The sequence below is a fragment of the Pseudomonas sp. TH15 genome, assembly GCF_016651105.1.
Classification (GTDB): Bacteria; Pseudomonadota; Gammaproteobacteria; order Pseudomonadales; family Pseudomonadaceae; genus Aquipseudomonas.
In genome coordinates, this window is record NZ_JAEKEL010000001.1 from 3,147,415 (window position 1) to 3,163,026 (window position 15,612).

Here is a 15,612-nt window from a genome sequence, read left to right on the forward strand (position 1 = left end):
CGACGTGCCTTTGTGCTTCCTGCCTACTGATCCGGATGCTAAGAAATGAATGCTGAAGACTCCTTGAAACTTGCTCGCCGGTTTATCGGGTTGCCCCTGGAAAAGCGCCAGATGTTCCTTGCGGCCTTGCAAAAGGAAGGCGTGGATTTCTCGCAATTCCCGATCCCGGCCGGGGTTGAGGCCCAGGACCGCCAGGCGTTGTCCTATGCCCAGCAACGCATGTGGTTTCTTTGGCACCTGGACCCGCAAAGCGGCGCCTATAACCTGCCGGCGGCGGTGCGCCTGACAGGGCGCCTGAATCAGGTTGCGCTGGAGCAAGCGTTCGCCAGCCTGATCGAACGCCACGAAACCCTGCGCACGGTATTCCAGCGGCAGGCGGATGACAGTCTGCGGCAAGTGCCGGCCACGGCGACCTTGAACATCCGTCACGAAGATTTCAGCGCGCTGCCGGCCACCGAACGCGAGGAGGCTGTCGTTCGTGCCGCCGAGCAGCAATCGGTGTTGCCGTTCGATCTGGCTGTCGGGCCGTTGCTGCGGGTCACCCTGCTCAAGCTCGCCGAGCAGGAGCACGTATTGCTGCTGACCCTGCACCACATCGTTTCCGATGGCTGGTCGATGAACGTGCTGATCGACGAATTCATCCGTTGCTATGACGCCTTTGACGCCGGCCAGCCTCCGGCGCTGGCAGCGCTGCCGATTCAATACAGCGACTACGCCTTGTGGCAGCGCCGCTGGCTGGAAGCCGGCGAGCAGCAAAAACAACTCGATTACTGGCTGGCGAAACTGGGTGACGAACACCCGGTGATGGCACTGCCGCTCGATCATCCGCGCCCGGTGCTGCCGAGCTATCGCGGTCGTCGCCATGAACACGTGGTCGACGCCGCACTGGCTGAGCAACTGCGCGGCGTTGCCCGTCAGCACGGCGTGACGCTGTTCATGCTGCTGCTGGGCACCTTCAATATTCTGTTGCACCGTTACACCGGCCAGAACGACCTGCGTATCGGCGTGCCGATTGCCAACCGCAATCGCCGGGAAATCGAAGGGCTGATCGGCTTCTTCGTCAACACCCAAGTGCTGCGGGTGCAACTGGACGGCCAGACCCGTCTCGGCGATCTGTTGAGCGACCTCAAAGAGACTGCCCTCGGCGCCCAGGCCCATCAGGACCTGCCGTTCGAGCGTCTTGTCGAAGCGCTGAAACTGGAACGCAGCCTGAGCTACAACCCACTGTTCCAGGTGATGTACAACCACCAGCCGGAAGTGGCGGATATCGCCGCCCTCAGTACGGCCTCGGGCCTGGTGCTCGACAGCCTCGAATGGCAAAGCCGCACCACTCAGTTTGATCTGACACTCGACACCTACGAGAAAGGCGGCAAGCTACACGCTGCACTGACTTACGCCAGCGATCTGTTCGACGCGCCGACCATCGAACGGATGGCGCGGCACTGGTTGCGCCTGCTCAAGGCAATGGTCGCCGATCCTGCGCAACGCATTGGCGAACTGCCGTTGCTCGACGCGGATGAGCAGCACACGCTGGTGCATGCCTGGAACGCTACAGCAGCGGTTTATCCGAGCGGGCAGCCGATTCATCAATTGATCGAAGCCCAAGTGGCGCGCACCCCGGATGCCCCGGCGCTGGTGTTCGCCGAGCAAACCCTGAGTTATGCACAACTGGATGCCCGGGCCAACCAACTGGCTCATCTGTTGCGTGAACAAGGCGTGCGGGCCGACAGTCTTGTGGGGATTTGCGTCGAGCGCTCGCTGGAAATGGTGATCGGCCTGCTGGCGATTCTCAAGGCCGGCGGCGCCTATGTGCCGCTGGATCCGGAATACCCGCAAGAGCGTCTCGCCTACATGGTCGAGGACAGCGGCATCACTTTGCTGCTGACCCAGAGTGCGTTGCTGGCGTCGCTGCCGACGGCAGGGGTGAACGTCATTACCCTCGATCAGGAAGCTGACTGGCTGGATCGCTACAGCGAAGGCCGTGTCGATGGGGTCGTCGACCCGCTGAACCTCGCGTACGTGATTTACACCTCCGGCTCCACCGGTAAACCGAAAGGCGCTGGCAACAGTCATGCGGCGCTGGTCAACCGTTTGTGCTGGATGCAGGAGGCTTACGGGCTGGCTGCCAGTGATTCGGTGTTGCAGAAAACCCCGTTCAGCTTTGACGTGTCGGTCTGGGAATTTTTCTGGCCGCTGCTGACCGGCGCGCGTCTGGTCGTGGCCGCACCGGGTGCGCACCGCGATCCATCGCTGTTGATCGAGACCATCAACCGCTACGGCATCAGCACGCTGCACTTTGTCCCGTCGATGTTGCAGGCGTTTATTCATGAGCCGGGCGTCGAGGCCTGTGTCGGCCTCAAGCGCATTGTCTGCAGCGGCGAAGCGCTGCCGCTGGATGCGCAACTGCAAGTGTTCGCCAAGCTGCCGAACGCCGGGCTCTACAATTTGTACGGCCCGACCGAAGCGGCCATCGATGTCACCCACTGGACCTGTGTCGACGAAGGCGCCGACAGCGTGCCGATCGGTCGGCCGATCGCCAACCTGCGCACGCATGTGCTCGACGCCGAACTGTTGCCGGTGCCGAGCGGCGTCGCCGGTGAGTTGTATCTGGGCGGGGCAGGGCTGGCGCGCAGTTATCACCAGCGCCCGGCGCTGACTGCCGAGCGTTTTGTGCCGTGCCCGTTCCACGACGGCGCGCGCCTGTACCGCACCGGTGACCGGGTGCGCCAACGTGCCGACGGCGTCATCGAATACCTCGGGCGTCTCGATCATCAGGTGAAGTTGCGCGGCTTGCGTATCGAGTTGGGCGAAATCGAAACCCGCCTGATGCAGCATCCGCTGGTGCGTGAAGCCGTGGTGCTGGTGCAGGGCGGCAAACATCTGGTCGGCTATCTGGTGCTGGAAACCGCTCAGGCAGACGAACAATGGCAACAGGACGTCAAGGCCTGGCTGCTCGGCAGTCTGCCGGAATTCATGGTGCCGACCTACCTGCTGACGCTGGACAGGTTGCCGGTCACCGCCAACGGCAAGCTGGATCGCAAAGCCTTGCCGGAACCGGATGCCGCGCCGCAACAAGCCTTCGTTGCGCCGCAGGATGCCATGCAAAAGGCCTTGGCCGCGATCTGGGAAGACGTGCTCGGTCTGCAGCGTGTGGGTCTGGAAGACAACTTCTTCGAGCTGGGCGGTGATTCGATCATTTCGATTCAAGTGGTCAGCCGCGCGCGGCAGGCCGGGATCCGTATCAGCCCGCGCGACCTGTTCCAGTATCAGACTGTGCGCAGTCTGGCGTTGGTCGCAATCCCCGACAGCCTCAGCTCGGTGGATCAGGCATCGGCGACGGGCGAAGCGTTGCTGGGGCCGATCCAGCAGCAGTTCTTCAGCCGGGCGATGCCGCAGCGTGAGCACTGGAACCAGTCCCTGTTGCTGACCCCGCGCGAGACGCTGAATGCTCAGTGGCTCGACACGGCATTGACCCATGTAATCAATCACCACGATGCCTTGCGTCTGCGTTTTGTCGAGGGCGTCGACGGCTGGCAGCAAGCGTACGCAGCACAGGTCGAACGCGCTGACGTGTGGCTGCGCACGGCCGAGACGACCGCGCAACTGAGCGCCCATTGCGACGAAGCCCAGCGCAGTCTTGATCTGGCCAACGGGCCGCTGTTGCGCGCGGTGTTGGTGACCATGGCCGATGGCAGTCAGCGCCTGTCGCTGATCCTCCATCACCTGGTAGTGGACGGTGTGTCGTGGCGCGTGTTGCTGGAAGATTTGCAGCAAGCCTACGAACAACTCGCGGCGGGTGGTGGTGTGCAATTGCCGGCCAGGACCAGTGCGTTCCAGAGCTGGACGGCGCGCCTGAGCATCGAGGCTTCGCGCTTCGACGATCAACTGGCTTACTGGAAAGCCCAGCACAACACCGCGCAGGATCTGCCGTGCGAACGCCCTGAAGGCAGTCTGCAAAACCGTTTCGGTAAAAAGATCGAATGGCGTCTGGACGCCGAGCGCACTCGCCAATTGCTGCAACAGGCACCGGCGGCCTATCGCACGCAGGTCAACGATCTGCTGCTGACAGCATTGGCGCGCACTATCAGTGGCTGGAGCGGTCAGCCGGGCACCCTGATCCAGCTGGAAGGCCATGGCCGGGAAGACCTGTTCGACGACATTGACCTGACGCGCAGCATCGGCTGGTTCACCAGCCTGTTCGCCGTCAATCTGGTGGCGACCGAGGACCTCGACGGTTCGATCAAGGCGATCAAAGAACAACTGCGCGCGGTTCCGGACAAAGGGCTGGGTTACGGCGTACTGCGTTACCTGGCCGCGCCGTCGGTGCGCGAAGAACTGGCTGCATTGCCTGCGCCGCGCATTACCTTCAACTATCTGGGGCAGTTCGACCGTCAGTTCGATGAGCAGGCGCTGCTGGTGCCGTCCACCGAGTTTGGCGGTGTCGCCCAGGATCAACAGGCGCCGCTGGATAACTGGTTGACGGTCGAAGGCCAGGTCTATGGCGGCGAATTGAGCCTGAGTTGGGGTTTCAGCTCGCAGATGTTCGATAGCGCCACCGTGCAGTATCTGGTCGATCGCTACGCCGCAGAACTGACTGCCCTGGTCGAGCACTGCTGCGCCCTCGACACCGCGCAAGTGACGCCGTCGGACTTCCCGTTGGCGCGCATCAGCCAGGCGCAACTGGATGCGTTGCCGGTCGCCGCCGCCGTCATCGAAGATGTTTATCCGCTGTCGCCGATGCAGCAGGGCATGTTGTTCCATACCCTGTATGAACCGCAGGTCGAGGCGTATATCAGCCAGATGCGCCTGGACATTCAGGGCCTCGATCCACAGCGTTTTGCCGACGCCTGGCAAGCGGCGCTGGCGCGTCATGATGTGTTGCGCAGCAGCTTCCATTGGCAAGGCCTGGACAGCGCCCATCAAGTGATCAGCCGCCAAGTGCAACTGCCGCTGCAGGTGCTGGAAAACACGGACACCGATGCGCTGGCCGAGACGGAGCGGGCGCAAGGTTTTGGACTCGACTGCGCGCCGTTGTTGCGCTTGAAGCTGGTGCGCACCGGCGCCGATAGCTGGCATTTGATCTACACCAGCCATCACATCCTCATGGACGGCTGGAGTAATGCGCAGCTGCTCGGCGAGGTGATTTCGCACTACGCCGACGCGCGCTCATTGCCGGCGCCGGTGGGGCATTACCGCGATTACATGGGCTGGTTGCAGCAGCAATCGGCAGACGCTGGCAAAGCGTTCTGGAGCGCTGCGCTGGCGCCGTTGCAGGCGCCGACACTGCTCGCCGATGCCGTGCGTGCGCCCGTTGCTGGCCACGGCACAGACGAGCATCGCGAGGTGATCGACGCAGCCGCAACGCGGCGTCTGGGCGAGTTCGCCCGTCAGCAGAAAGTCACCCTCAACACGTTGCTGCAAGCGGCCTGGAGCCTGTTGCTGCAACGCTACACCGGGCAGGACTGCGTAGCGTTCGGTGCGACAGTGGCCGGTCGTTCGGCGCCGCTGCCGGGCATCGAGCAGCAACTGGGGTTGTTCATCAACACCTTGCCGCTGGTGTGCAACCCGCGCCCGGATCAGCGCGTCGGGCAGTGGTTGAGTGATCTGCAGGCGCAGAACCTGGCCCTGCGTGAATTCGAGCATGTGCCGTTGTACGACATTCAAGGCTGGGCAGGGCATCAGGGCTCGGCGCTGTTCGACAGTCTGCTGGTGTTCGAAAACTTCCCGGTCGCCGAGGCGCTGAAACAGGGCGCGCCGGCCGGGTTGACCTTCGGCAACCTGCATAACCATGAACGCACTCACTATCCGCTGACGCTGGGCATCGAACTGGGCGCCACGCTGAGCCTGGAGATGAGCTACGACGCCGCGCGATTCAGCGCTGCCCAAGTGCACATGCTCTGCGCCAACCTGCGCCACTTGCTTGAGCAATTGATCACCAACGTCACCGCTTGCCTCGGTAACCTGACGTTGCTCGATGCCGTTGCCACGCACACCATGCTCGCCCATTGCCAGCCGCCAGCGCTGCAATTGCAGCACACCGGCCTGGTGCACGAGCGCATTGCCGCGCAGGCCAAAGCCACACCGCAGGCACTGGCCGTACAGTGCGGTGAACAGCGTCTGAGCTATGACGAACTCAACCGTCAGGCGAATCGCCTCGCTCACCGTCTGCTGGCCAGCGGTGCAGCACCGGGCAAACGCATCGGTCTGGCGCTGCGTCGTGGCCCGCAAATGATCGTCAGTTTGCTGGCCGTGCTGAAGACGGGCGCCGCTTACGTACCGCTTGATGCCAACTACCCGGCCCAGCGTCTGGCCTACATGATCGAAGACAGCCGTGTCGATCTGCTGCTCGATGAATCCGCTCTGCTGCAAGACGTGCCGCTGCCGGCAGGTCTTGAACATTTGCACCTGGGCGAAATCATCGAGACGCTGGGCGCTTATCCGGACAGCGATCCGCTGAATCACGCCACGGTCAATGACCTGGCGTACGTGATTTACACCTCGGGTTCCACCGGCCAGCCAAAAGGCGTGGCGATTGCTCACGCGGCGCTGCGCGAGTTCTGCCAGACCGGTGCCGAGTATTCGGCGCTCACCGCTGATGATCGCGTGCTGCAATTTGCGACGTTCAGCTTCGATGGTTTTGTCGAACAGTGCTACCCGCCGCTGTGTGTCGGTGCGGCGCTGATCATGCGCGGTGACGAACTCTGGGACGTCATCCAGTTGGCCGAGCAGATCGTCGGCAATGGCGTGACCCTGGCGGACTTGCCGGCAGCTTATTGGTTCTTGCTGGCGCGTGAATGTGCTGGCGGCAACATCGCCAGCCTGGGCCCGTTGCGTCAGGTTCACGTCGGTGGTGAAGCGATGTCGGTCGAAGGCCTGCGCCTGTGGCACGAGGCTGGGTTGAGCCATGTGCGCTTGCTCAACACCTACGGGCCGACCGAGGCGACGGTGGTGTCCAGCGTCCACGATTGCCGGCTGAGCGATGCCAACGATAGTTTCGGCATTCCGATTGGCCGAGCCATCCCCGGCCGCGCGTTGTACGTGCTCGACAGCGCCGGGCAATTGCTGCCGGCTGGCGGTGTCGGCGAGTTGTGCATTGGCGCGAGCGCCTGTCTGGCGCAGCAGTATTTCGACCGTCCGGCCCTCACCGCCGAGCGCTTCCTGCCAGACCCGTTTGCCGCCGAGGCAGGGGCGCGGCTGTACCGCAGCGGCGACCTGGCCCGTTATAACGAAAACGGCGATCTGGAATACGCCGGGCGGATCGACCACCAAGTGAAGATTCGTGGCTTGCGCATTGAGATGGGGGAAATCGAAGCCTGTCTGCAAGCGCAGGAAGGCGTGCACGCCGCCGCAGTCATCGCTCAGGATTTCCCGGGGGCGCACAACTGGTGGCTTATGTGGTGCCCGAAGCAGGCACCGAACCTGCGACCGCGCAGGCGCAGTGGCTGGGCTCGCTCAAAGCTTCGCTGCAACAAGTGCTGCCCGATTACATGGTGCCGGCACACCTGCTGTTGCTGGACGCGTTGCCCTTGAACAACAACGGCAAACTGGATCGCACCGCGCTGCCGAAAGCCGAACTGAACCAGGATTTGTGCGCTTATGCCGCGCCGCAGACCTTGCTGCAGGTGCAACTGGCGCAGATCTGGGAAGCCGTGCTGGAGTCCGGCGCGGTGGGGCTCAACGATCACTTTTTCGAACGCGGCGGTCACTCGTTGCTGGCCACCCAGGTGATTTCCCGGGTCCGCCAGACGCTCAAGCTCGATGTGCCGATGCGCACCCTGTTCGAGCAGCCGACGCTGCAAGCCTTTGCCGCCGCCTGCGCGACCCTGCAACACAGCGAAACTGTGCCAATGCTGGCGTTGCCGCGCGGTGATGCACTGGCGTTGTCTTATGCCCAGGAACGTCAGTGGTTCCTCTGGCAACTGGAGCCGGACAGCGCCGCTTACCACGTGCCAAGTGCACTGCGCTTGCGCGGTGCGCTGGACATCGCTGCGTTGCAGCACAGCTTCAATCAACTGGTGGCCCGTCACGAACCGTTGCGCACCACGTTCCGTCAGGACCACGAACGCACCGTGCAGGTGGTTCATGCGCAGGGACAATTGACGATTGAACAACACCGCCTCAACACCGAAGAGGGGCCGGCGAACTGGGTGCAGGCGCAGATCCGTCAACCGTTCGATCTGTTGAACGGGCCACTGCTGCGCGTCGCTCTGCTACGGATGGCGGCGGATGATCATGTGTTGGTGATCACTCAGCACCACATCGTTTCTGACGGCTGGTCGATGCAAGTGATGGTGCGCGAACTGATGGCGATGTACGCCGCAGAATGCGCCGGACAACCGCTCGAACTGGCAGCGCTGACGCTGCAATATGCCGATTTCGCCCAGTGGCAACGACAGTGGATGGAGGCCGGCGAACGTCAGCGCCAACTCGATTATTGGAGGGCTCAACTCGGCGGCGAACAACCGGTGCTGGAGCTGCCGCTGGACCATTCGCGTCCGGCGGTGCAGAGCTATCGTGGCGCGCGGCTGGATGCGCCGCTGGAATCCGCGTTGAGTGCGCAATTGCAGGAGGTTGCCCGACGTGAGGGGGTGACGATGTTCATGCTCTTGCTGGCCTCGTTCCAGACCCTGTTGCACCGCTACAGTGGTCAGGACGATATCCGCGTCGGTGTGCCGATTGCCAACCGCAACCGCGCTGAAACCGAAGGCCTGATCGGCTTCTTCGTCAACACCCAGGTGATGCGTGCACAGTTTGCCGGGGACCTGAGTTTCCGTGATCTGCTGGCGCAGACGCGTCAGGCCGCAATGGGCGCCCAGGCGCATCAGGATCTGCCGTTCGAGCAATTGGTCGAAGCGCTGGCGCCAGAGCGGAGCCTGAGCCACAGCCCGTTGTTCCAGGTGCTGTTCAACCACCAGCGCGATGCCGCGCCGGTCACCGCTGTGGCGGATTTGCGCATCGAAGGCCTGCCGTGGGACAGCGCCACCGCCCAGTTCGACCTGACCCTGGACACCACCGAAACCGCCGCCGGGCTGATGGTCAGTCTGACTTACGCCAGCGATCTGTTCGAGGCGACGACCATCGCGCGCCTGTTCGAACACTGGCAGGCATTGCTGCGGGCGATTATCGCTGCACCGCAGCAGGCGATCGCCGCGTTGCCGATGCTCGCCGCGCAGGAGCGTCAGCAGATTCTCGAAGACTGGAACGCCACTGCCACCGAATACCCGCTGCACCTGAGCGTGCAGCAGTTGATCGAAGCGCAAGTGCTGCGCACGCCGCACGCCTTGGCGCTGATCTTCAACGAGCAACACCTCAGCTACGCGCAGCTCAATGCCCAGGCCAACCAATTGGCTCGCGTGCTGTTGCAACACGGCGTCGGCCCGGAGGTCTTGGTCGGCATCGCGGTCGAGCGTTCGACGCAGATGATCATCAGCCTGCTGGCGGTGCTCAAGGCTGGCGGCGCCTACGTGCCGCTGGACCCGGAATACCCGGCCGAGCGCCTCGGCGCGATGATCGAAGACAGTGGCCTGCGCGTGTTGCTGACCCAGGCGCATCTGCTCGATGCCTTGCCATTGAGCGGTCAGGTACACACCCTGTTGATCGAGGCGTCGCTGGAGGGCTTCGCCAGCGACAATCCGGATGTAGCGGTCACAGGTGAAAACCTTGCCTACGTGATTTACACCTCCGGCTCCACCGGCAAACCGAAAGGCGCTGGCAACCGTCATGTCGCCCTGACCAACCGTCTGTGCTGGATGCAACAGGCCTATAAGATCGGCGCGGGCGACAGCGTGCTGCAAAAGACCCCTTTCAGCTTTGACGTGTCGGTGTGGGAGTTCTTCTGGCCACTGATGACCGGCGCACGTCTGGTCGTCGCAGCCCCGGGCGATCACCGCGATCCGGCAAAACTGGTGGCGCTGATCAATCGCGAACACATCACCACGCTGCACTTTGTGCCGTCGATGTTGCAAGCCTTCTTGCAAGACGCCGAGGTCGGTACGTGCACCAGCCTGCAACGCATCGTCTGCAGCGGTGAAGCGCTGCCGGCAGACGCGCAACAGCAAGTCTTCGCCAAGCTGCCAACTGCCGGGCTGTACAACCTTTACGGCCCGACCGAAGCGGCCATCGACGTGACGCACTGGACGTGTGTGGAGGAGGGCCGCGACAGCGTGCCGATCGGCCAGCCGATTGCCAACCTCGGCTGCTACATCCTTGACGATAACCTTGAGCCGGTGCCGACCGGCGTGCTCGGCGAGTTGTACCTGGCGGGCGTCGGTCTGGCGCGCGGCTACCACCAGCGTCCGGTGCTGACCGCCGAACGTTTTGCGGTCAGCCCTTTCGGCGCCGGCGAACGGATCTACCGCACCGGTGACCTGGCACGCTACCGCGCTGACGGCGTGATCGAATATGCCGGCCGAATCGACCATCAGGTCAAGCTGCGCGGCCTGCGTATCGAACTCGGTGAAATCGAAGCGCGTCTGCTCGAACACGCCATTGTCCGAGAAGCCGCGGTGTTGGTGATCGACGGCAAACTGTTGACCGGTTACGTGGTGCTGAACGAAGACAGCGCGGACTGGCGCGACACCCTAATGCGTCATTTGCACGCCGGGCTGCCGGAATACATGGTGCCCAACCAGTGGCTGACGCTGCCGCAGATGCCGTTGAGTCCCAACGGCAAGCTGGATCGCAAGGCGCTGCCGAAGCCTGAATTGGGCGCCGGCAAAGCCGAATACATCGCTCCGCGCAATGAGCTGGAGCAGCGTATCGCTGCGGTGTGGGCCGATGTGCTGAAACTGCCGCGAGTCGGCTTGGCCGATAACTTCTTTGAACTGGGTGGCGATTCGATCATTTCGATTCAAGTGGTAGCCCGTGCCCGTCAGGCCGGAATCCGCTTTACCCCCAAAGACTTGTTCCAGTACCAGACCGTCCAGGCGCTGGCGGGCGTCGCGACGCTGGGCGATGGCGCGGCGCAGATCGATCAGGGCGCGGTCAGTGGCGCCACGCCGTTGCTGCCGTTCCAGCAGTGGTTCTTTGCGGCCGAGATTGCCGAGCAGCATCACTGGAACCAGTCGGTGATGCTCAAACCGGCCGTCAGCATTGAGGCAACTGCGCTTGAGCAAGCCTTGCAAGCACTGGTCGCGCATCACGATGCCTTGCGCCTGTCGTTCACAGAAACGGCCAGCGGCTGGACCGCAAATCATCACGCAACAACGGTGCAACACACCCTGCTGATGCAGGCGAGTGTCAGCGATGAACAACAGTTGCAGGACGCTTGCCTTGAGGCACAACGCAGCTTCGACCTGGCTCACGGCCCGCTGTTGCGTGGCTTGTTGGTGACCTTGGCCGATGGTTCGCAACGCTTGCTGCTGGCGGTGCACCACTTGGTGGTGGACGGTGTGTCATGGCGGATTCTGCTGGAAGATTTGCAAAGCGCTTACCAGCAGCGCATCGACGGCAAGACCCCGCGCCTGCAAGCCAAGACCAGCGCCTTCAAGCACTGGGCCGAACGTTTGCAACAACACGCGCCGCAACGCGCTGGCGAACTCGAGCTGTGGCGCGCACAACTGGCTGATGCGCCCGTCGACCTGCCGTGCACCCATCCACAGGCCAGTCTGCAAAATCGTTACGCACACACCGTCCAGACGCGCCTCGATCAAGTGCTGACCCGGCAACTGCTGCAAGAAGCGCCGGCGGCCTATCGCACTCAGGTCAACGACCTGTTGCTGACCGCGCTGGCCCGGGTGATCTGCCGCTGGACCGGCCACGCCTCGACCTTGATTCAACTCGAAGGTCATGGTCGCGAAGACCTGTTCGACGCGGTCGACCTGACCCGCACCGTCGGCTGGTTCACCAGCCTGTTCCCGGTGCGGCTGACTCCGGCCGCTGCGCTGGGCGACTCGCTCAAACAGATCAAGGAACAGCTGCGGGCAATCCCGAACAAAGGCATCGGCTTCGGCGTGTTGCGTTACCTCGGCGACGACGACGCGCGGCAATCTGGCAGCGCTGCCGGCACCGCGCATCACCTTCAACTACCTCGGCCAGTTCGACGGCAGTTTCGATGCCGATGAAGGCGCATTGTTCAGCCCGGCCGGCGAAAGTGCCGGCCTCGAACAAAGCGCCGAAGCGCCGCTGGACAACTGGCTGGGCGTCGAAGGTCAGGTGTTTGAAGGCGAACTCGACCTGCGCTGGACCTTCAGCCGCGAGGTGTTCAACGAAGCGACCATCGCCCGATTGGCCGATGAATACGCGGTCGAACTGGCGGCGCTGGTCGAGCATTGCTGCGCCGCGCAGAACGCCGGCATCACGCCGTCGGACTTCCCGTTGGCGTCGCTCAACCAGCAACAGCTCGACGCCTTGCCGGGTGCCGGTGCCGATGTCGAAGACATCTACCCGCTGTCGCCGATGCAACAGGGCATGTTGTTCCACAGCCTGTACAAACAAGGTTCGGGCGATTACATCAACCAGATGCGCGTAAGCGTCGAAGGCCTGGATCCCGAGCGTTTGCGTCAGGCCTGGCAGGGCGCGGTCGACCGCCATGCGATTCTGCGTACGCGGTTCGTGTGGATCTCCGAGCAGGAACAGCCGCTGCAAATCGTCCAGCGCCAGGCCGAGTTGCCGTTCAGCCTGCAGGACTGGCGAGGCCGCGCTGACCTGCCGTCGGCGCTCGACGTGCTGGCGCAAGAGCAACTGCAACAGGGCTTCGACCTGTTGCGGGCACCGTTGCTGCGTCTGGTGCTGGTGCGCACCGATGATGACCGCCACGAAATGATCTACACCAGCCATCACATTTTGATGGACGGCTGGAGCAACTCGCAGCTGTTGGGCGAAGTGCTGCAACGCTACGCCGGTGTAACCCCGGCCGCGCCGCTGGGCCGTTATGCTGATTACATCGGCTGGCTGCAGCGTCAGGACGGTCAGGCCAGCGAACGCTTCTGGACTGAGCGTCTGGCCGACCTGGAGGAACGGACTCACTTGGCCCGCAGCTGCCTGGATACGCTGGCGACCGCTGGCCAGAGCGGTTACGACCAGCAAACCCGATGGCTGGGCCGTGAGCAGACGCAACGTCTGGGCGCGTTCGCCCGTCAGCACAAGGTCACCCTCAACACGCTGGTGCAAGCCGCGTGGCTGCTGCTGTTGCAACGCTACACCGGGCTCGACACGGTCAGCTTCGGCGCCACGGTGTCCGGGCGTCCGGCGCAGTTGGCGGGCGTCGAGCAACAGATCGGTTTGTTCATCAACACCTTGCCGGTAATCGCCAGCCCGCGTGCCGAGCAGCCGCTGTCGCAGTGGTTGCAGCAAGTGCAGGCGCAAAACCTGGCACTGCGCGAGCAGGAACATACGCCGCTGTTCGACATCCAGCGTTGGGCCGGGCAGGGCGGTGAAGCGCTGTTCGACAACATCCTGGTGTTCGAGAACTACCCGATCTCCGAGGTACTGGAGCAAGGTTCGCCGCAAGGCCTGCGCTTTGGCCAGGCGTGCAGCCAGGAACAGACCAACCTGCCGTTGACGGTGCTGGTGGATCTGGGCGACAGCCTGTCGTTGCAATTCGCCTACGCCCGGCAACATTTCAGCGCTGCGCAGATCGGGCAGATAAGCGGCCACTTGCAGCACCTGTTGCAGCAAATGGCCGACTCGCCGGCGCAACGTCTGTTGGCCGATCTGAGTGTGTTCGATGCCGCGCAGCACCAGGCGGTGTTGCAGGACTGGAACCGTGCGCCGGCCACCTTTGCGCAAACCCGCACTCTGCCACAGCTGATCGAAGCACAAGTGCGTCGGGCACCGCAGGCAATTGCCGTGAGCCTGGGCGAGGAACATTTGAGCTACGGCGAACTCAACGCCCGTGCCAACCGCCTGGCCCATGCCCTGATCGCACGGGGCGTCGGCGCCGATGTGCTGGTCGGTCTGGCTGCCGAGCGTTCGATCGACATGATCGTCGGCCTGGTCGCCATCCTCAAGGCCGGCGGCGCTTACCTGCCGCTGGACCCGCAGTACCCGGCCGAGCGCTTGCAATACATGATCGAAGACAGCGGCATTGCCTTGCTGCTGATGCAGCCGGGGGTGCTCGATCATCTGGCGGTGGCCGACAGCGTCGAAACCCTGCTGCTGGGTGATGACAGCCGCTGGCAGGATCAATTGGCGACCGATCCGCTGGTCTGGGCCGACAGCGCCAGCCTCGCTTACGTGATCTACACCTCCGGTTCCACCGGTAAACCGAAAGGCACGTTGCTGCCGCACCACAACATCCTGCGTCTGTTCGAAGCCACCGAGCCATGGTTCGGGTTCGGCCCGCAAGACGTCTGGAGCCTGTTCCATTCCTACGCTTTCGACTTCTCCGTGTGGGAGATTTTCGGCGCGTTGCTGCACGGCGGCGAGTTGCTGATCGTGCCGTACGACGTCAGCCGTTCTCCGCAGGATTTCCACGCGTTGCTGTGCGACGCCGGGGTCACGGTGTTGAACCAGACGCCGTCGGCGTTCAAGCAATTGATGCACGTCGCTTGCGCCGATCAACGCGCCAACGCATTGCGCTACGTGGTGTTTGGCGGTGAAGCGTTGGACGTGAAATCCCTGCGTCCATGGTTCGAACGCTTCGGCGATCAAGCCCCGCAACTGATCAACATGTACGGCATCACCGAAACCACGGTGCACGTGACTTACCGTCCACTGTCCCTGGTCGATCTGGAACTGGAAGCCAGCAGCCCAATCGGCGAGCCCATTACCGACCTGTCCTGGTACTTGCTCGACGGCGACCTGAACCCGGTACCGAAAGGCTGCATCGGCGAGTTATACGTCGGCCGCGCCGGCCTGGCTCGCGGTTACCTCAATCGCGGCGACCTGACCGCGCTGCGCTTTATCCCCGATCCGTTCGGCGAGAGCGGGGCGCGGTTGTACCGCACCGGCGACCTGGCGCAGTACCGCAACGACGGCGTGATCGAATACGTCGGCCGTATCGACCACCAGGTGAAAATCCGTGGTTTCCGCATCGAACTCGGCGAAATCGAAGCGCAATTGTTGGCGCTGCCGCAAATCCGTCAGGCCGTGGTACTCGATCAACCAGGCGCCGGTGGCGTGCAACTGGTCGCGTATCTGGTGGCCGATCAGTCGGTCGAACTCGATCAACAGGGCCCGTGGCGTGAGCACCTGCGCCAGGCGCTCAAGCACAACCTGCCGGATTACATGGTGCCAACGCACCTGCTGTTCCTCGACCAATGGCCGCTGACCGCCAACGGCAAGCTCGACCGCAAGGCCCTGCCGCAACCCGACGCAAGCCAAGTGCAGCAAGACTACGTCGCCCCGCAAAGCGAACTGGAACAACAGATCGCCGCGATCTGGCAAGACGTGTTGAAACTGGAGCGCGTGGGCCTGACCGACAACTTCTTCGAGCTCGGCGGCCATTCGCTGCTGGCCACTCAGGTGGCCCTGCGTTTGCGCGAGTTGTTGGGCTTCGAAGTGCCGTTGGCCAGCCTGTTCGCCAGTGCCGATCTGGCGGCTTTCAGCGCGGCCGTACAAGCCCTGCAACCTGATTTGCAGCCCGTTCATGATGTTTTGGCTAAATCCTTGGAGGCTCTCAATCGTTTATCAGCAGATGAACTTGAAAAACTGATTTCCTGAGAGGACCAC

Annotated in this window: 1 pseudogene; it reads left to right on the forward strand. The window is 63.0% G+C overall.

Annotation, left to right across the window (positions count from 1 at the left end):
• Window positions 1–45 precede the first annotated feature (45 nt).
• Window positions 46–15,603: pseudogene (locus JFT87_RS14295) on the forward strand (non-ribosomal peptide synthetase).
• Window positions 15,604–15,612 lie beyond the last annotated feature (9 nt).